The sequence below is a fragment of the Rossellomorea sp. LJF3 genome (assembly GCF_037046045.1).
GTDB lineage: Bacteria > Bacillota > Bacilli > Bacillales > Bacillaceae_B > Rossellomorea.
On sequence record NZ_JBANLY010000001.1, the window covers coordinates 408,034 to 426,065 of the forward strand.

Annotated in this window: 20 protein-coding genes; 5 read left to right on the forward strand and 15 right to left on the reverse strand. The window is 41.1% G+C overall.

Features of this window, described 5'->3' with window-relative positions; genetic code table 11:
- Nucleotides 1–29: 29 nt before the first annotated feature.
- Genes V8G47_RS02135 through V8G47_RS02145 form a run of 3 tightly spaced genes read right to left on the reverse strand, consistent with a single transcriptional unit; the run spans nucleotide 30 to nucleotide 3,773 of the window.
- Nucleotides 30–1,136 (reverse strand): Ger(x)C family spore germination protein, encoded by a 1,107-nt coding sequence (locus V8G47_RS02135; protein WP_336198646.1) that lies wholly within the window; start codon nucleotides 1,134–1,136, stop codon nucleotides 30–32.
- Nucleotides 1,133–2,242: a GerAB/ArcD/ProY family transporter gene (locus tag V8G47_RS02140; protein ID WP_336198647.1), complete on the reverse strand. Its 1,110-nt coding sequence runs from the start codon at nucleotides 2,240–2,242 to the stop codon at nucleotides 1,133–1,135. Before V8G47_RS02140 ends, V8G47_RS02135 begins: the two co-directional genes overlap by 4 nt.
- Nucleotides 2,226–3,773 carry a spore germination protein gene (locus V8G47_RS02145; protein WP_336198648.1) on the reverse strand — a complete coding sequence of 516 codons (1,548 nt, stop codon included), beginning with the start codon at nucleotides 3,771–3,773 and terminating at the stop codon, nucleotides 2,226–2,228. Before V8G47_RS02145 ends, V8G47_RS02140 begins: the two co-directional genes overlap by 17 nt.
- Nucleotides 3,774–3,959: 186 nt before the next feature.
- On the opposite strand from V8G47_RS02145, the gene V8G47_RS02150 reads away from it, so the two are divergent.
- Nucleotides 3,960–5,051 (forward strand): AI-2E family transporter, encoded by a 1,092-nt coding sequence (locus V8G47_RS02150; protein ID WP_336198649.1) that lies wholly within the window; start codon nucleotides 3,960–3,962, stop codon nucleotides 5,049–5,051.
- Between the two features lie 59 nt (nucleotides 5,052–5,110).
- On the opposite strand, the gene V8G47_RS02155 is transcribed toward V8G47_RS02150, so the two are convergent.
- The 4 genes from V8G47_RS02155 to V8G47_RS02170 form a co-directional block, all read right to left on the reverse strand.
- The gene (locus V8G47_RS02155) at nucleotides 5,111–5,557 is read right to left on the reverse strand and encodes a GNAT family N-acetyltransferase (RefSeq protein WP_336198650.1); all 447 of its coding nucleotides are present in this window, start codon (nucleotides 5,555–5,557) and stop codon (nucleotides 5,111–5,113) included.
- Between the two features lie 115 nt (nucleotides 5,558–5,672).
- Complete coding sequence (locus tag V8G47_RS02160) at nucleotides 5,673–5,942, reverse strand: hypothetical protein (RefSeq protein ID WP_336198651.1); 270 nt, start codon at nucleotides 5,940–5,942, stop codon at nucleotides 5,673–5,675.
- A 78-nt stretch (nucleotides 5,943–6,020) separates the two neighbouring features.
- Nucleotides 6,021–6,725: a peptidase E gene (locus V8G47_RS02165; protein ID WP_336198652.1), complete on the reverse strand. Its 705-nt coding sequence runs from the start codon at nucleotides 6,723–6,725 to the stop codon at nucleotides 6,021–6,023.
- Between the two features lie 135 nt (nucleotides 6,726–6,860).
- Complete coding sequence (locus V8G47_RS02170; protein ID WP_442970780.1) at nucleotides 6,861–8,369, reverse strand: glycine betaine uptake BCCT transporter; 1,509 nt, start codon at nucleotides 8,367–8,369, stop codon at nucleotides 6,861–6,863.
- Nucleotides 8,370–8,569: 200 nt separating this feature from the next.
- On the opposite strand from V8G47_RS02170, the gene V8G47_RS02175 reads away from it, so the two are divergent.
- Nucleotides 8,570–8,716, forward strand: a complete 147-nt coding sequence (locus V8G47_RS02175; RefSeq protein WP_336198653.1) for a hypothetical protein — start codon at nucleotides 8,570–8,572, stop codon at nucleotides 8,714–8,716.
- A gap of 158 nt (nucleotides 8,717–8,874) precedes the next feature.
- Here V8G47_RS02175 and V8G47_RS02180 read toward each other — a convergent pair whose 3' ends face one another.
- From V8G47_RS02180 to mscL, 5 genes are all read right to left on the reverse strand, one after another.
- Nucleotides 8,875–9,033, reverse strand: coding sequence for a hypothetical protein (locus V8G47_RS02180; RefSeq protein ID WP_336198654.1), 159 nt, complete (start codon nucleotides 9,031–9,033; stop codon nucleotides 8,875–8,877).
- A 148-nt stretch (nucleotides 9,034–9,181) separates the two neighbouring features.
- Nucleotides 9,182–10,702: an MDR family MFS transporter gene (locus V8G47_RS02185; RefSeq protein WP_336198725.1), complete on the reverse strand. Its 1,521-nt coding sequence runs from the start codon at nucleotides 10,700–10,702 to the stop codon at nucleotides 9,182–9,184.
- A gap of 147 nt (nucleotides 10,703–10,849) precedes the next feature.
- Entirely contained in the window at nucleotides 10,850–11,047 is a 198-nt protein-coding gene (gene cspD, locus V8G47_RS02190; RefSeq protein WP_032088076.1) for a cold-shock protein CspD, read from the reverse strand.
- A gap of 185 nt (nucleotides 11,048–11,232) precedes the next feature.
- Complete coding sequence (locus V8G47_RS02195; RefSeq protein WP_442970781.1) at nucleotides 11,233–11,787, reverse strand: DinB family protein; 555 nt, start codon at nucleotides 11,785–11,787, stop codon at nucleotides 11,233–11,235.
- Nucleotides 11,788–11,861: 74 nt separating this feature from the next.
- Nucleotides 11,862–12,245: a large-conductance mechanosensitive channel protein MscL gene (gene mscL, locus V8G47_RS02200; protein WP_336198655.1), complete on the reverse strand. Its 384-nt coding sequence runs from the start codon at nucleotides 12,243–12,245 to the stop codon at nucleotides 11,862–11,864.
- A gap of 299 nt (nucleotides 12,246–12,544) precedes the next feature.
- On the opposite strand from mscL, the gene V8G47_RS02205 reads away from it, so the two are divergent.
- The gene (locus V8G47_RS02205) at nucleotides 12,545–12,793 is read left to right on the forward strand and encodes a DUF2164 domain-containing protein (RefSeq protein ID WP_336198656.1); all 249 of its coding nucleotides are present in this window, start codon (nucleotides 12,545–12,547) and stop codon (nucleotides 12,791–12,793) included.
- A 36-nt stretch (nucleotides 12,794–12,829) separates the two neighbouring features.
- Here the strand turns inward: V8G47_RS02205 and V8G47_RS02210 are convergent, their stop codons facing one another.
- Both V8G47_RS02210 and V8G47_RS02215 read right to left on the reverse strand, forming a co-directional pair.
- Nucleotides 12,830–13,279, reverse strand: coding sequence for a hypothetical protein (locus tag V8G47_RS02210; RefSeq protein ID WP_336198657.1), 450 nt, complete (start codon nucleotides 13,277–13,279; stop codon nucleotides 12,830–12,832).
- 892 nt (nucleotides 13,280–14,171) lie between these two features.
- Nucleotides 14,172–14,801, reverse strand: coding sequence for an NUDIX hydrolase (locus tag V8G47_RS02215; protein WP_336198658.1), 630 nt, complete (start codon nucleotides 14,799–14,801; stop codon nucleotides 14,172–14,174).
- Between the two features lie 197 nt (nucleotides 14,802–14,998).
- Between V8G47_RS02215 and V8G47_RS02220 the strand changes: the two genes are divergently transcribed.
- On the forward strand, nucleotides 14,999–15,613 hold the full coding sequence (locus V8G47_RS02220; protein ID WP_336198659.1) for a PH domain-containing protein: 615 nt from the start codon (nucleotides 14,999–15,001) through the stop codon (nucleotides 15,611–15,613).
- Nucleotides 15,614–15,651: 38 nt separating this feature from the next.
- Here the strand turns inward: V8G47_RS02220 and V8G47_RS02225 are convergent, their stop codons facing one another.
- The gene (locus tag V8G47_RS02225; RefSeq protein WP_336198727.1) at nucleotides 15,652–16,608 is read right to left on the reverse strand and encodes a cation diffusion facilitator family transporter; all 957 of its coding nucleotides are present in this window, start codon (nucleotides 16,606–16,608) and stop codon (nucleotides 15,652–15,654) included.
- A gap of 184 nt (nucleotides 16,609–16,792) precedes the next feature.
- On the opposite strand from V8G47_RS02225, the gene V8G47_RS02230 reads away from it, so the two are divergent.
- Nucleotides 16,793–17,854 (forward strand): DUF3900 domain-containing protein, encoded by a 1,062-nt coding sequence (locus V8G47_RS02230; RefSeq protein WP_336198660.1) that lies wholly within the window; start codon nucleotides 16,793–16,795, stop codon nucleotides 17,852–17,854.
- Nucleotides 17,855–18,032 lie beyond the last annotated feature (178 nt).

Sequence of the window (18,032 nt, forward strand, 5' to 3'; positions counted from 1 at the left end):
GTCCAGTATTTCATTAAGGGTGCTGGACCTTAGTTTATGATCCCGTGCCCTATAATATCGACTTTTAAAGTAGGTACGATAGTGATCTCAGGGTAAGCTTCATCCCAATTTACTTTTTCCCACGTTTTGGGATGGAATGCCATCAGCTCCCTGCCGATCCCGAATAAATCTGAGTTTGCCAGTTGAATCTTTTCAATCATCTTTTCTGCATCTTCTGTTATTTTCTTAGAAATCTCATCATTGAGTTTTTTTAATTTTTTCTTATCTGTTAATTTATCCTGGGGAAATTCGACGATTGATACTTTCATAGCTACGTCTATCCCCACCTGTATATGATCCGGGGCATCTGAAATGATCTTGAGCTTTGACTTGGATTCTGTCACATTATACGTAATATAATTATCCACGTTCAGACGTTTATCATTGTCAATTTTGGATACAAAACGGGCTAGCTTTGCCTTTTGGTTGTTCATGATCAGGAATAATGATGATTCCTTAAACGTTAAAGCACCGGATAATGAATTCTTATGGAAAATACCCGTACCGTCTAATATGACCTCGCCATCCTTCAATTTTAAGAGAGGCAGGGCAAAGTCCTTCCCTTCATCGAACATATATGTGCAGACCGTTTGCAGATTCTGTTTCGGAACGCCCGTGGCGGATTCAGCACTCGTGAGTAATTCAATCATAAACTCTGATATCAGCACGTTCTTTTCACTCAATTTAGATAGGACGTCTTCTCCGTTTCCCTCCACCACTGCAAGTTTTGCTGAAATCGAACTGTTTGGATCACGGTAAAAGATATCCAAAAACTTATAAATATCCTTTTTTGCAAGTTCTTCCCCCAATAAAAAGATGCGGTTTTTCGACGGCTCAAATGCTCCGGAAATCTTTCTGTCCATTACCATCCGTGTTTCACGAATGGTCTTCCCTTCCCCTTGGACCATTGTATTGGTAGGATTTCCATTCTTGAAATCCCGGATGATCGCAGTGGATCGGATGGTTTCGTCATCCAGCAAGTCAAAAGAAGATGAAAAAACAAGCCTTCCATTTCGAAGCAGCCGCTGATCCCAACAGCCGGTTAAGAAAGGGAGAATAATAAGAAGAATGCTTGTGATGATCCATTGTTTTTTCATGCGTCTCCCCCTCTTTCTACTTTCTTGAAAAGATATGAAATGCTTAATAATAAAACGGGTATCACCAAGATATAGAGATACGAAAGGTTGATCACCATTTTATTATAGATCTCCATTTCTCCTTCTTTACCAGGAATTAATGCAATGACATACGTCATCACTCCAAATAACACAGTATAAATGTACCGTTTCCGTTTAAACCAACGGAACGTATGAATACTCCCTTCTGTAGATAAAAAAAGATAACTTGTCAGGGAGGTGATGACATTGACGACCCATAATGACATGAATACTAAATCAATCCTCTCAACAACCTGTAAATACAGGGATTTCACAAAGTATAGAACCGGTTGAGGAACGATGACAATTTCTTCAGGACTGAACGTAACAAGGCTGACGACGGTGAGAAAAGTATAAGTCAGTGTCACAAACAGGTTCGCAATCGATGCTGAATACAGGACAGAACGTTCACCGTTGTGTTGAAAATACGGAAAAAGAAAGAGCAGCAATTCAAACCCTAACATTGAAAAGTATGCTTCTTTTGCTCCCTTTAAAATCTGCACACCACCGGATTGCCCGATTGGCAATAAATACCTCCATTCAATGGGGTAAGTAACCAGGACCACTAGAGATATCAGGAGAAGGAAAAAAATCAGTATGGATACCACTACATATACATCGCTGATCGCAGCAACCTTTTCCTTTCCCAAGTAGATTGCAGTAATGATCAATAGAATCATGACAATCCATTTTGGCGTAATGGGAAGCACCCACGTCTTTATGATGGCAGTCGCGTACATCAATATTAAGGCAGTGACCAAAACCCCATATATAATAAAAGAAATGTTTACAATTGATCCTGCCACTTTACCCAAAAGTTGTCGGGAATACTGAAAAAGAGTCTTCTTTGGAAATCTCCTTCCCAATATCCAGAAGAGAACGATCAGGATCTGAACAATGAAGCCGGCAAGCAATATTGATAACCATGCATCTGCCTTTGAAACCGAAAATACGCTGAATGGAAGCCCGAGAACCCCTACCCCTATCTGGGTCTGAATAATAAAGAATATTAATTGGATGGAAGTAAGGTTAGTCTGAATCTTCATTTTTTTTCCATCCCCGGGAATCCGACGTTTTCCATCTATATAGTGATCGTAAATCCTTCGGCCGCTTTTTCATCAGCCATACAGGAAGGCGAATAAACGTATCTTTCAGCCCCTTAACATCAAATGGGGCTACCGGGTATAAATAATGAAACCCCATTGACTTCAGATTGGACATGTGGATTAAGAGCAGCATCAATCCGATGACAATTCCAAAGACACCAAATAATGCTGCAGCAATCATAAGTGGGAATCCGAGGATCCTCACAGAAGTGCTCAGCTCATTGGATGGAATGACAAAAGAAGAAATCGCTGTGATCGCTACGACAATAACCATGGTATTCGAAACCAGATTGGCTTCTACAACAGCGGTTCCAATGACGAGACCTCCTACAACCCCGATGGTTTGCGCAATCGGATTGGGAAGCCGTATCGCTGCTTCACGCAGTAATTCCAATGTTAGCTGCATGATCGCTGCCTCAATCAATGGCGGAAAGGGCACATATTCAAGTGAGCTTTTAATCGAAAAGATGATTTCAACAGGGATGATCTCATAGTTATAGGAAATGACAGCAATATAAAAAGCGGGTAAACAAAGGGTGGCAATAAAGCTGATCAACCTGATGAAACGAATAAAAGAACCAATGAATGCGCGATTATTATAATCTTCCGTCGTTTGAAAAAAGCTGAAAAAGTTCACAGGAAAAATAAGCACAGTCGGACTTCCTTCCATCACCATGGCCACTCTCCCCTCCATCAGGTTTCCCACCACACGGTCCGGACGTTCCGTATTCAAAAACTGTGGGAATGGGGAAAACGAATTATCTTCCAAAAATTCTTCAAAATACCCGGGTGATTGTATCGAATCACTGTCAATATAGCTGATCCGGTCCTCTATGGTCCTCACTATTTCCATATTTGTCAGATCGGATAAATAAATAAGGGAATATTTTGTTCTGGTCGTCTCCCCTACACTCGAATATTTCACAGTCAACTTCGGATTGGATATCCTTTCCCGGATCAGATGGATGTTTTCCGAAATATTTTCACTGAATCCCTGATGAGATCCCCTTATCACTTTTTCATTAATGGGCTCGTAACGGTTAGAGAGGAACCTAGGCATACTTATGAAAGTCATCCATTCACTATCTTCCTGTAAAATGACACAGTGCCCATCCACCATTACATTCAATGCCTCTTCTAAATGAATCGTTTCTTTCACACTATTACTGCTTACTGTATCGTTAATCGTTCCGCCCTCTTTCTCTAGGAGCGGCTTGATGACAAATGTCTGTAAGCTTCTATTATCAACGACAGAATCTAAAAAAAGGATGGTCACTCTTTTTTCATTAAAGGTTAAGTTTCTTATTTTCAGATCATCCGTGTGAAATAGGCCTTCCTGAAAATAGGACACTTTCTCGTCCAAGGTGAGTGGTTCAATGATCACTTCTTCTTTTTCTGAAAGGAGCTGCTTCGGTTTTCTTCTATTCTTTTTGTAAAAGGAACTCATATTTGCACCTTCAGTCAGAGTCATTTTTTACTATGCTCCCCAAAGATGGTATGATTATGCATTTTCAACTGCTGTTCTACGATGGTTTCATGTGTCATCTATGTTCCACCTCAAAAATTATTTCAGATTACTTCAGTTATTAGTAGGGGTTCCCCTCTATTTTTGATATACTTAATCAGATAAACTAGTCGATAAGCAGAGGTGAACAGGTTGACCAGGAAAAAAATGTATTCGTGGAGCTTACAAATTCTTATCATTCTTACCATCATTTATGTTTCAACTAAGATATCCTTTTTATTTGAACCGATTGTCGTATTTGCATCTACCTTATTTTTCCCGATCATCATTTCAGGGTTTCTGTATTTTTTACTGAATCCTTTAGTCAATCTTCTCGTGAAAGCAAGGCTTCCGAGGACGATTGCGATCATCGTCCTTTATGCTGCGATCATCGGGGCTTTGGTGTTGATCATTGGGAATATCGCACCTGTCATTACCCGTCAGGTGACTGCTTTATTCAATGCCCTTCCTGAGTATGCAAAGCAAACGAGGAACTTCATTGAATATCTGTCTGAAACAGAGCAGTTTAAATGGATGATGAATCAGGATTATGTGTCACTGAAGGATATTGAGAATCAGCTGGTGGATTTCGCCAATACATTGCCCGATAATATCACAACAGCCTTGAAGGGATTACTGAGTGTGTTGACAAGCATCACCATTCTCATTGTAACCGTACCTTTTCTTCTGTTCTTCATGTTCAAGGACGGACATAAATTTCCGAAGGCCATTTCGAAATTTCTGCCGCCTGCTTACCGTGAGGAAGGAATCAACACATTAAAGGATACGAGTGAAACACTTGCCGCATACATACAGGGACAATTGACAGTCGCTTCATTTGTCGGGACACTTACCTTTATCGGTTACTTGATCATCGGACTGCCTTATGCACTTGTGATGGCACTGATCGGGGCTGTAACAAACATCATCCCGTTTATCGGTCCTTTCATAGGTGCAGCTCCAGCCATCATCGTTGCGTTGTTTGATTCACCGACTAAGGCGATACTTGTCGTAGTGGTGGTCACGATCGCTCAGCAAATTGAAGGGAATCTTCTTTCCCCCCTTATTCTGGGAAAACGATTGGATACCCACCCTGCCACGATCATCATATTATTACTTGTTGCAGGTAACTTAGCGGGAATACTCGGTATGATCTTAGCCGTACCTACTTACGCGGTATCAAAAACGATTGTATTGAATTTAGTGAAGTTTATTAAACTGAGAAGATCTTCCATACAGGAGTGAACGCTGGAGACAACCGGGCCATTGCCCGGTTGTTTTTGTGTAGATGGATATACCTTTTCTTACAATGTTTTGAACGTTTTGAACATAATCACATGAGGACCTATAGGCTCTATTTCAAAAATATCACCTGACTGTCTCAGTCCCAATTTTGTATAGTATGGAGCTGCTGAAGTCCTGGCATTACACCACCACAAATCGCAGCCCTCGTTTTTAAGGATATTCTCACTGTATTGAATGAGCTGTTTTCCAATCCCTTTCGATCTGTAATCAGGGAGAGTCGCCATACCCCTTAAACGAAATGGCCGCCTGCCTTCCAATCCCTCCTGTGCTTCCTGATAGAAGGAGCCAATACAAATCAGTTCATCTCCATCAAATGCACCGACGTGGAAGGTGGATTCATCCATGTCTCCTTCATACTTGCATTCCTCTATAGTTTGTGTCGGCCGTAAAATTTGCTGTCTAATACAATATGTATCTGCAGCTCGAATCTTTCGAAACTGAATCATTGTTTCACTCCCCGTCATTATTTACATCCTTGATTCATTTTATCATAGCACTCCTTCAGGATTCTGAAACATATAAAAAGAAGCAATCTCCATAATGAAGATTGCCTCTAAAGCCTCATTTCTTTTTAAATAGTTTATTGGATGCCCCTTTTACGGCTTTACTTGCTGTGTCAACGGTTTTGCCGACCATTTTATTTCCGGTGTTGCTTACATTTTTCACAAAATCTGCCGATGTATCCGACACTTTCCCCACCAATCCACCTTCACCGCTCACACTCTTGATAATCTCGTTTGCTGTATCGGCTGTTTTGTTCAGAAGTTCACTTGCCTGCTTCGATGTGTTCTTTACTAAATCCCCGCCCATGTTCCGTTTATCCTCATTCATGATGATTCTCCTCCCTGGAAAAAGACTCATCACTATTCCTATGAAAAGGGATACGGGATTATGCAGTCTTCTTGACAATCACATCGGATTTCCCAAATAGTTTGTCGCAATTCTGTACTCTTGAATCACACCATCTTTTTTCTCTACCCGGTAAGCAGAAGCATGTGGTCTTGAACTCACCGCTTTAGCAAGTCCTCCATCAATGAAATGCAAAGCGGCTCCATCATCAGCGGCGTAGCCTGGTTTCAATTCCCCTCTCTCAATAAAAGAATGATATAGGGGACGACGGTTTGCTTCCCCGTCATAATGAGGGGAGTGACTTCCTTCTATCAGACCCAGTCCCTTGATGGTCTCTAGCCCATCTCCGTATGAATCGGTGGTTCCTTCTTCAAACCAGCAAATCGATCCCGCACTCAATCCAGCTAGAATGGTCCCTGACTCCCATGCATGTCGTAGTATCACGTCCATTCCCCACTCTTTCCATAAGGCAAGCATATTCTTCGTATTCCCACCGCCAACATAGATAATATCTTTTTCAAGTAAGAAGCCTTCTAAATCTCTGGTGGAGGGCTTGAATAAAGATAGATGAGAAGGCTCACTTGAAAGGGATGTAAAAGCGTTATAAAACCTTTCGATATAACCTTCTGCATCTCCGCTTGCCGTAGGAAGGAAACATACCTTTGGTCTGGATGCCTTTGACTGCTTTATGATGTATTGATCCAATAACAGGTTATCAGGTTCCATTGAGAAACCTCCACCACCCATTGCAATAATTTGTTTCATGAACAATCCCCACTCTCCATTTGGTATCTTTATCTTACCAAATGAATGATACTGGCGGTGATCCCCGGATGGAAATATTTACACGTACTAAACATTAAACCCCCTATCACCTTGATAGGGGGTTTTTCATACCTGTTATTCAATGCCTGCATCTGTTTCCCGTTTATTCTTCAACCTGGTCTCTTTCTGAAATGAAATGAGCAAGCCATATGTCATGACGAGCAAGATGATCCCGAGGGGCAGAGCGGTGATGATGGTAGCCGCCTGAAGTCCACTGATGCCGCCGGTCCCCATTAAGATGGCTGCGATAGCCGCCAAGATGATTCCCCAGCTGAATTTCACAAAGAATGGAGGGTTCAGACTTCCATTAGATGTTTGCATGCCCAATACGAATGTGGCAGAATCGGCAGAGGTAACAAAGAAGGTAATGATCAGGAATAGTGAAATAATCGACAAAACCCCACTTAGAGGCATCTGATCATACACATAAAATAATGCCGTTTCCAAACTTTGACCCGCTACATCCATTCCCTGGACCACATCATAGTACAATCCCGTTCCCCCGAATACCCCAAACCATAGTGAGCAAACAATGGTAGGAACGATGATCACAGCTATGATGAATTCACGGACAGTTCTTCCTTTCGATACCCTGGCAATGAATGTTCCCACGAAAGGTGTCCATGAGATCCACCATGCCCAATAAAAAATCGTCCAGTCCTTCACCCATTGGTTATTTTCTACGTTAAATGGAGAAAAACGCAATCCCATACTCGGCAGATTCTGTACATAGCTTCCAAACGTTGTCAAAAATAATTCCAGTACGAATTGTGAAGGTCCGACGACAAGGAAAACAATGAATAACAAAACCGCAAGGATCATATTGGCGTTACTTAAATATTTTATTCCTTTGGATAAGTCCGTCGAAGCGGACGTAATATAAAGGACGGTAGCAATCCCCATGATGATTAGCTGAATGCTAAAACTAATCGGCACATCCATGAGATAATGGAGGCCACTATTGATTTGTTGTGCTCCGATTCCCAATGATATGGCTACTCCGAAAATGGTGGCAAATACAGCGATGATATCCACTACGTAACCGATCGGACCTTTCGCTCTATCACCGATGATCGGATACAGCGTGGCACTCATCAGTCCAGGCATCCCCTTCCTGAACTTATAATAGGCCAGTGCCAGAGCGACAACTGCATATATGGCCCATGCATGGAATCCCCAGTGAAGATATGTATACCTTAATCCTACCTTGGCTGATTCAATGGTCCCGCCTTTCCCAAAAGGAGGAGTGGCATAATGTGAAACAGGTTCAGAAACCCCGTAAAAAAGCAGGCCGATTCCCATTCCTGCACTGAACAGCATGGCAAACCAGGTCAATGTAGAGTATTCCGGTCTGTCCGTGTCTTTTCCTAAGCGAATCCTTCCATATTTACTCAGGGCAAAAAAGATGGCGATGATAAAAAAGAATGTGGCCGAAAATTGATAAAACCAGCCGAATTTATCAAGAAGTACTCCTTGAGTATTGGTCATGACATCGATCAACATTTGAGGAAAAAGGACTCCCCATAAAACAAAAATCACCCCGATCGAAATCGCGATCCAAAACATTGGTGTAAATTTTTTCAACTTACTTCCCCCTCAGTTCCAATTCTGTCTCATACTTATGTAATGAAAAAAAGGCATGAACTTAGTGATACCCTCTTCTAGAGAGAACTAAACTAGTAAGTAAATGGTAATCGAAGTCTGAATGAGAATAGTAAAAAAGTAAAATTTTGAGTATCTTTTTTTCATATCCGGGCAAATTAATGTAGAGGGAGGTGATCATGATGACGAACAATAATAACAAAAAGCCACAGCAACAAAAAAATGAAGCTGAATTTGCTCAAGAGCAAAACGCTTCTGAAAGAGCTAACAAAGCCGCTAAACAACAGAATCAACAAAATCAGCAAAATCAGCAACAACAAAATAAATAATCCAACATAGTAACAAAAACCGATACTTAAAGGGAGATCAGTCAAATGACTGGTCTCTTTCCTTATTTATCGATACCTTAATTAGTATTAAATACAAAAAAACCTTCCCAATATGGGAAGGTTCATCATTCGTTCTATTCCTGGAGCAAAAGTCGTTGCTACCTTTTATGTACACCGCTTTTTTTGAACGGTTTATATGCGACTAATACGGCAATTACAGCTGAAGCTCCATTTATCATGGTTCCGATTACGGGAGAACCTTTATAACCGGTACCGTCGTACATATAGGTAATAATCAGACCCGTTATGATACTCAATAAGAGACTTATCCCGAGGAATACCCCTATAAAAATAAAAAATTTCTTAGCATTTTTCCACAAAATCAAACACTCCAATGCAATGGTTCAATCCCTGATCCTGTACCTGATTTACTGATCAAAGACCAGGGATGAATGGGTATTTCTTCTATTCCTTCATTCTCTCAGAAGAAGGAGCGGTTGTCACTTCAAGTCTTGATTTCCCCATCAGGAACACAAACACCAATGCGATTCCAAGGGGTATCAGTGCATAGGCAAAAGTGGTCGTAATGGAATCTGACATAGCGTCCGTGATTTTGGTAAGCACAAAATCCGGAATCTTTTCACGCATTTCAGGTTCAAAAATACTCCTTGGATCACCCTGGAAACTCCCTCCTGTTTCCTGACCCTTAAAGGCATTTTCAAGATTTGAGGCAAAGAGTTTTGTTTGCAGCGTTCCATAGACCGTTATTCCAATGGTCATCCCCAGTGAACGGAAAAAGGCGTTTGTCGAGTTGGCAGACCCTCTAAACCTCGGATCAAGTTTATGGATCGTGGCATTAGGCAGTAATGAAAATGAAAAACCTACACCAAAACCACTTATGACCATGTAGAGTGTCAACAACCACCTACTCGTATCCGGCCCCATCGTCGCAAGTAAAACCATACCTGCGATAAAGGAAATGATGGAGACCCACATGATATTACGGTAACTTGTTTTCGTCATCCGGATACCTGCAACGGCACTGCCTGCTACAGAACCGAGCATCAATGGAGTCAAAATCAATCCGGCGTTTGTCGCAGACCCACCATATACAGCCTGAACAAAGATCGGGATCAATATGGTCAAGATTATGAACGCAGCACCATACAGAAAAGCGAGGGCCTGTGCTGACGCAAACAATGGACTTTTGAACATCCAAAATGAAATAATCGGTTCGGATGCTTTTCGTTCGATCCATAAAAAACTCATAAAGAAGATAAAGAAAGATGCAAACAATCCAATGATTTGCCACGACCCCCAAGGAAATTCCTTTCCGCCGAATTCAAGGGCAAACATGAGACTGACAACCGCTATCACCAGGGTTATCGCCCCTCCCCAATCAATTCGTTGGTCTGATCGTTGTGGGGATTCTTTATAAGCCGTTGTAATGAAGAAGAGCGATAGGAGACCAATTGGTACATTGACGTAGAAAATCCAATGCCAACTTAAATGATCCGTTAAAAATGCTCCAATCAGCGGCCCGAATACTGAAGCAGATCCAAATACTGCACCAAGGAGTCCTGTCATTTTCCCACGTTTTTCAGGTGGGAATAAATCAAACACAATGGTAAAGGCGATTGGAAGCAGAGCTCCACCGCCAATTCCTTGAATGGCCCGGAATATACTTAACTGGACGATATCCTGTGCAATCCCACACAGGGCTGAACCAATTAAGAAAATGGAAAGACCGAATATGTAAAATCTCTTTCTGCCATACATGTCAGACAGCTTACCGAAAATCGGCATCCCAGCCATTACCGCTACCATGTATGCGCTTGTGACCCATACAAACTTGTCCAGTCCACCCAGGTCTGACACGATGGATCCCAATGCCGTTGCTACGATGGTGTTATCCATGGCTGACATGAGTATACCTAACAATAAGCCGGCAAGAGCCAGTTTCATATTACTTTCTTTTGCCACCAACGCGATCATCCTCCATAAACAATGTAATACAGTCTATTTCATTATAGAACTTTCTACCTGATTGTCCACATCGACTATTCTATAGAGCAAAAAAGCAGGGCACGTCAGCTGACGTACCCTGCTTGAAATTATAATTATACGATTGAATTACTTTTGAACGTTTGCCGCTTGTGGTCCACGAGCGCCTTCAACGATTTCAAATGTAACGTCTTGACCTTCTTCTAATGATTTGTATCCTTCACCTTGGATAGCGGAGAAGTGAACAAAAACATCGTCTTGACCTTCAACTTCGATGAAACCGAAACCTTTTTCAGCGTTAAACCATTTAACTTTACCTTGTAACATAAAACATGTACCTCCTAGTGCAGTTGCACGTAAAAATATTTATATTCCTGCTCTGATTAAAATTCAAGACGAATGTTTTTCAATCATGTAGATTAATCGAACAAAAATAATTATCTTTACTATAACAGATTCGCCTCCAAAACTCAAGGCAGGAATGGGTCTAATTGTAAAAAATATAGTCTAACCTACTCTACTGTCGTGGGTTGATTTTCTTTTACATATAACTTCTTGATCATCCTTATTTGACCCCTATGATTGATTTCGTCTTCAAAAACATGAAACCATTTAAAGAAGTTATTCCCTTTTTCCCCGTACCACCAATCTGTTTCTTCATATAGCCATGCTTCGTCCAATTTTTTAAATTGCTCGATTGTGGCCTTTCTTGTGCGGTGAAGGTTTTCCAGGTAGTACTCCACAGAATTTCCTTTTATATTCTCGGCTGCCTCGCTGCCTAAACTTAATGCCGGTTCCAATTCAGTGGCATATGCTTCAATTTCATCATCGGTCAATTGTTCGAATGTCAATGCCTGATAAATCTTTTCTACTGCATCAAAATGAGCAAGCAACATCCCTATGGAATTAGCTTCATCATGACAACGGTAATCAAGCATTTCAACCGGCAATTTTTCCACTTCCTGAATGGTGGTCAATCTTGTATAGTCCATCATGGAAAGAAGGAGCGAATAGTCCTTTTTCATTCCATTTTTTTCTTTGATTAAGTAGATTGAGTTCATTTCCATTTTAAGCCCCCCTTACAGTCTTCTCTTATTTATATTGGCTACTGTATGGAAATTCCCTTTATTTTTACCCTGCTTTAAGATGATCGGTTTGGCGGTTCCTTTAATAAATCACGTATTTCCCTGAGCAGTTCTTCCTTCTGATCAATTTTCATTTCCGATTTCACTTCTTCTTTACGCTCGATTTTCTTATACAGTCGCACCATGAAGAATATGACAAAGGCGATGAGAAAAAAATCTACTACATTTTGAATAAATACCCCATATGTAATGACTGCCTCCCCGACCGTAACCTTCAAATCAGTGAAACTGATTCCTCCAAGTAATATTCCAAGTAGAGGCATGATGATATCGTCTACCAGTGATTTCACAATCTTGCCAAAGGCGGCACCGATGATGACTGCCACAGCTAAATCGATCACATTCCCTTTTACGGCAAATTTCTTAAATCCCTGCCACATGCTCATTTCTCCTTTTTGCATAACTTCACAGCTGAATCCCTGCCATGTACGGATTAGTTTACCACAAACATACAAATTCATAGTGCCTTACTATTTTTTACCCTAATAAATGAACTCATTAATAAATATATATTTATGTTTCAACACACTGACCGTCGAACGCCTCCGATTACTATGGCTTTCATACTAGACGATGACCAGGATCTATGAGGTCTAGAAGAAACAAGGGCTCTCTTTCATGCCCGTGAACGGACCTCTTATGGTACGATGGAAGAAACAAAACTGGAGGGGTATTCATGATGTTTACAAAGTTACCTAAAGAACAAAAGGATGACATGATTGGGAGGATCCAACGTTTTCACTATGAACAAACAGGGGATGAAATCGGGGATTTAGGAGCTGAAAATTGGTTTGACTTCTTTATGAAAGAAATCGGTCCTTTCTTATATAATAAGGGAGTGATGGATTCCAAAGACGTACTGATGGATAAAATGCTTCTACTTGAAGATGATCTTTATGCATTAAAAAGACCAATAGATCCTAAATAAGCCGTCATACATAGAAAAGGAGAGGGCTGAATCTCCCTACTCCTTTTTAATGTCATGAAGAACCTTGTCATCAATGCGGCCATTCTCATTTACGATTTCGATGGTAACAGATTCTTTATCTTCGTTTTTAATCTCGCTTATAATCTTATCGATCTCTTCAATCTTTTTTATTTCTACTGTTTTTTCTACTTTATACTCTTTGGGAGCTTCTCCCTCTTTACGGCTTTTCAGCTCTTCATCTGTGTAGATCAAGTCGGTTTCCAGCGCATTTTTAATCGTTTTGCCCTGCAGGAAGAAACGGGCTCGAAATGACGTTTCCGGTTCTAGAGCTTCATCCGTTAACATTCCGGAAAATGTAAGTGTTTCAGCTTCTTCATTTACCGTTACACTGCCATCAACGACCACGTCCGCTGCATTTCGATTGCATCCGCTTAATAGAATAGTAATAAATAGACCCGCTATCATGATTGTGTGTGACGCTTTCACTAGTTGTCCCCCTTATATGTGTGTGCACTTATATCTTACCAAAAGACCAATAAAATACACCATAAACATTTTATTGTCTTTTGGTAAGAAGTATTTGAAAAATGGGACTATCGATAGAATTGAATGATGTTGGTTGGTGGGATTATTTTGGGGATTTCATGTTCACCGTTAAGGGAACCTTGTCAGAAAAGAATAGGAAGGTGGCTGGATCAACGGCCTCCATGTAATTTCTACATTACATGGGGTTGGATTGCTTAACGTCGCACTTCATTTGCAAACCTTACATTCCTGATTTGATCGTACCACCAGTGTAAGCGGACCAAAGACAAAAAGCTGTGGCATGCACAAATCGGCAATATTATCGTGAGACTATTTTTTTAGATGCTTATTACAAACTGCTTTCAGGATAAACAATTTTTCCTGTACGCTTAACATCCTCCAACATTTAGCACGAATGATCATAATGATTCCCCTCTCCTTTTTCTAAGTCTTTCTGTTACTTCTATTTACCTCCTCCTAACCTTTTACAAACCATTCAATTTGCTACATATTCACATACAAAAATACTTTCTCCGACAGGTTGTTCTATCGAAAAAAGTATAAAAACGAAACGCCTGTCAATCTGTACAGGTAAATGTAGAATTTCTTTTAGGATTTTTTTTATTATTTTTTGAATAAGTGGGAATGTAAATATATGGACCGTTCCTTTCCGCCGCAGGCACAAGACTCGCGCGGGGAGGAAGTCAAGTGCCTTCCGCTACAATCCACTCTGTGTTTCTATACTAAACTTATATAATTCATCCAAACAAATCCCTCTCATGTCCTACTATCGTATATTACTCATTTAGATATTATTATCCATTTAATAGTAACAATTTTTTACGTTGGCCTGTCAATTAGAGGGTTGTGACAGCAGTTTTATAAAGTGATGGAGGACGCGGGCGGTGAGGCCCCAGATGACTTTGTCTTCATAGTAGTAGAAATGTTCTTTCATGTTCCTTGCCTGCCAGTCGTAGTTTTCCCCACCTGGTATTTGTTTGTATGGGAAGCTCTCTTCCGGTTCCATTTTAAACTTGATATTATACAATTCCGGTTCTTTTTCACGCATGTATGAGAGAGGGGTTGTGAAAATCTCTTCCACTTCGGCAGCATTCGGGCTCAACTCTTCCAATGATATATTCAGCTTCCCTACAAAGGGATAGATGATCGTCCCAAATGGGGATACGATATAATCGAGAGGATGAATGTCCGAGATGACATGTTGTTGTATTCCCAATTCTTCTGACGTCTCCCTTAAAGCAGCTGCCCTCTCATCTGAGTCACTCCGGTCTATTCTTCCACCCGGAAAGCAGATTTCCCCTGGTTGTCTCCGCATATTCAATGAACGGACTTCAAAGAGAACATGAATCTCACCTTTCACTTCAATCAAAGGAAGTAGAATAGCATATTCAGAAAATGTTTCACTTCCTAACACTTTAGGCGTTCTATCTTTGAAACGCATCAGCAGATCGTCCACATCCATTCTATTTCCCCCTTTATGATAATCTATTCTATGATTTTCTTTATTATAGTATGAACGGAATGCTACACCCAAACCATAAGCGTTCAAATTAGACTCTTCCACATATTCCCTTACGTTCTATGAATCTATGATATACTAATGAAGTCTTATCTCATGGTAAGAAAGAAAACAATCCAAAATCGAAAGGATTTGAAAACATGTTTGGAAAAGTTGCTTCAGACGTATTAGGTTTAAGTGATATCGGCACAGTCATAAAGCCGCAGGATTACGACAAAGCCGATTCAGATGATTATATTATGCATGAAGATGGAGAGAAGATTTACTTCCTGATCAAATCCAAGTCCGATGAATACTGCTTTACAAACAAAGCACTCATCCACCTGGATGGGACGAGTGCAGCAAGCAAGAAACGGGTGCTCCGCCGCTTGGATTATTACAAGTATCACCTTTCGAATGTCCTTCTCGAAACGGCGGGAACAGTAGATCTGGATGTTGAAATAAAGTTTAAGATCGGTTCGGATATCTACTCCATCGATGTTCATAAAAAACATTTAGCAGAAGTGAAAGATCTGTATAAGTCCCTTATAAAAATTGGTGAAATCACTACCGACAACAGTATTTATTCCGGCTTTGCCAATGAAAGTCTCCAACTTGCATCCTCAACATTGGGACAAGTAAAGACAGATGGCGTAAATGTTGTTGAGCAGTTTAAAGAGGTCAATCAATATGCCTTCAATTGGCTGTCGGACAAGAAAAAAGAATTGACCCTCAAAGATTTTGGGTTTATTTTTGAAAAATTCATTCAAAATTAATTTGCATCATCCGGCTGACATCATCAGCCGGATGATCATTACGGCAATTCAGGCATATCAGTCCCTTTCCACTCCTGAATCCCATTGTCCTCTATGATTCCCAAAGTTACATCAGCAATATCCGGATCTGCTATTAATTGATCCTGTATGGCAAACTTAATGTCATCCGCTTCTGACAGGGGTAACCCCTTTTTCAATTCAAGATATGATTCAACATGGTAATAGCGGCCTTCCTGTGTGATCCGCATCTTAAAGATATCGATGACCGCTTCATGTTCAAAGATGGCAGCAGCAATCCGGTCTTCCACTTCTTTTGGTGCAGCAACCCCTATCAGACCAACCATATTGTCATAACCAACCCTGAATGCAACCCCCACCATCAGGAATCCGATCATGATGGTCACAATCCCATCCAATAGTTGAAACGGAGAGAAATAAGAAACAAGGACCGCTATCAAAGCAAGAATGGCACCTGATACAGCCACTAAGTCCTCATAAAACACAAGTCTTGTTGGGGGCGCTGCCCGCTTTACATGCGTGAACGCACCTGTTACAATCCCAGCTCCCCTGCTTTCCACACGGGCTTCCTGACTGATTTCCTTCATCACTTTAAAGAGGATCGTTCCATCAATAAAGATGTTCAGGAGTAACACGAAAACATTTATCCATATCCCTTTCACTTCAGCGGGATGTTTGAGTAGATGAAACCCCTCACGAATCGTTTCATAAGCCATGACCGAAACGACAATGACCGCAATCATACAAAATAGATTAATGACACGCCCAAAACCTGTCGGGAACTTTTCCGTCGGCTTCTTCTCTGAAAGAACACTGCCAATAAATACAAAACCTTGATTGACGGCATCGGCTAACGAGTGCATGGCGGAGGCAAACATTGCCCCACTCCCACTGATAAAGAATGCCGCCCCCTTTGCGATTGCAAGGATGCCATTTCCCACCATTGCAAAAAATGAAGATTTATTTCCTTTTTTCATTAATGTGAAAAATGATTCATTACTCACCAAGCTCACCACCTTACGTTTTATCAAGCTACTAGATAGTATCTCTCAATCATCCCCTTTCATAAGTCGATTGACGAACCTTTTGTGCTTTTCTATACTGTAACAAGAAATGTGAAATCATAAGAATTCGAATCTAATCAGGTCAGGAGAACTAATCATGGATTTTACCATACAACATCTTTCCTTTTATTTAATCCAGGTAGAAGGAAAAGGCGAAGAAGCAGATAAACGACATAAGCACTTTCAAACATTAACCGGTGATGAGTATGAGGAAAGCCCCCTTAAAAGCTTCCTGGACGGTGAACTGACTAAGATCGTCAAGCGCAAGGTGGACAGACACTCCAAGTCAGAATCCGCCCCCACTAAAATTGGCCGCTTTGTTGTAGAACCCGGTCATGAGCTTACATCGAATCCAAACTACAATCTATTTCATCGAACCCGTTATGCTGAAAGCAAAGAAGATTTTCGTGAAGCATGTGATCAGATTGTCCAAATGTACATAGAAGCCAGCGCTATTCGCGGCGGAGCATTTTTAGTAGCCACCGCAAAGCTCACCAAATTTTTTGATGATCCCTTTTTATTCCTCATGAAATGTGATTTCGAACCAAAGGTTGCCACCATTACGGATGAAGCAACCCTGATACATAATGTGGAAATGGCAATCACGACGAAAAATATGAAATCCATCCAATATCCGTATATGCCTGAAGAAGGCATGATGGATTCATCCGAAATCAAGATTCATCAAGCTTCACATGCGAGATACTTTGAAGATTTCCTGAAATGGGTGGAGTATGAAAAATCCATGCCCGAAATCGTCAAATCACAAGTATACGGCATGGTAAAGGAACATATATCTGAAACCTATGCGGAAGAAAGTGATGAACGGGTCGAATTTGAAGAAGCCGTGGAAGAATGGGCCATCAGTCCAAAGCGTGAGCTGCAGGAACGGTTCACGACGGAGCAAGTCGTGGAAGCGACTTCCCAAATCGTCGAGCAGTCCCCTGAAGTGGAACTGAAAGTGAAGCTTGACCATGTTGCAGTAAAAGCCCTTCTCTCAGATTTCGGAGACAGCATTCACTTGGCGAAAGTGAACGGCCGATACGTCCTGATGATTGAAAGCGAGTCCGTCATGTTTGAAAAAGGATTCTCCCCATTGGAATTTTTAAAGCCGGATGAACTCCATGAAGTGATTCAACGGATACAGGATAAGGAATGAGATGGAGAAACTGGGACATATCTAAATCCATCTTCTCTAAAGACGAACAATCAAAAAATTAGGTAGGCTCACTTGTTACACCGCTTTTGATTTCCGTGCAAGACTTCGCTTTCCTCGGGCGGAAGGCAAGCCTCCTCGTCGCTGACGCTCCTGCGGGGTCTTACCTATTCCGCTTTTC